Source organism: Membranihabitans maritimus, assembly GCF_021729145.1.
Lineage (GTDB): Bacteria > Bacteroidota > Bacteroidia > Chitinophagales > Saprospiraceae > Membranihabitans > Membranihabitans maritimus.
The window spans coordinates 1-824 of the sequence record NZ_JAJSLW010000061.1 but is presented as its reverse complement, the minus strand read 5'-3'; the positions used below and the strand labels follow the sequence as shown (position 1 = coordinate 824).

Genomic DNA, 824 nt, shown 5'->3' with positions numbered 1-824 from the left:
GGATTTTTTGAAAAAGTAACAGAGGAATGGTTTTATAGTGGCAATGGGAATAGCCCGTTTTGGTTTGCCGGCGCCTGGCCGTTTATCAGCGGAGGTGGTGAATGCATCAAGTATATGGATTATTCTGAAGCTGAAGGGGAGAAATGCCTGGCTCACATTCAATTACCGCGTATAGAAGTGATTGACGGGGAATTAGTATATAATACGGAAGAATGTGTAGAACTGTGTTTGAAGGAAGGAGTTCATTGTGGATTAGCTATAGAAGGGACGAACTTTGGAGCCTGGGAAGGCCAATGTCCTCAGACACGTGGAAGGAATGTTACCGTAACTCAAACGTGTTGGTCAGATGCTCCGGGTTGTGATGCAGGTATCTACCAGGATGGGGAAAATGAAAATGCTGCCGTTACAACAGTGGATAGTACGGGCAAACGTATTGTAATTGAATTGGAGAAATGGCAAACGATTATAGATACGATTGGGCCGATCTTTGAATACTGTTACGATATAGAAGCAGACCACGATGAGATTCAATCGGACATTCGGGCGGGTGTAATGCCAGCTATTGCGGATGATTGGGAACGAACGCACTTTACGACGTATAATACGGGTAGTCACGATTGTACAGCAGAAGTATATGTTCCGAAAGTAGTACTAAAAGATGTGTGTTCCGGTATCCATCATGTGAAGGCCACGGTGAATGGCAAATCGGTACTATTGCAGGGAGGAATACCCGATGAAGACGGTTACCGTGTGTTTAATCATATAACAGACCCCATTGAAGTTCCTTTTGAAGGAGCTGATGCACCATTGCGGGAAATTGTGTA

At 44.4% G+C, this 824-nt stretch carries 1 protein-coding gene; it reads left to right on the top strand.

The window, feature by feature from the left end; all coding sequences use genetic code 11:
* On the top strand, positions 1–824 hold an 824-nt coding region (locus LVD47_RS23300), incomplete at both ends, for a hypothetical protein (protein WP_236981121.1).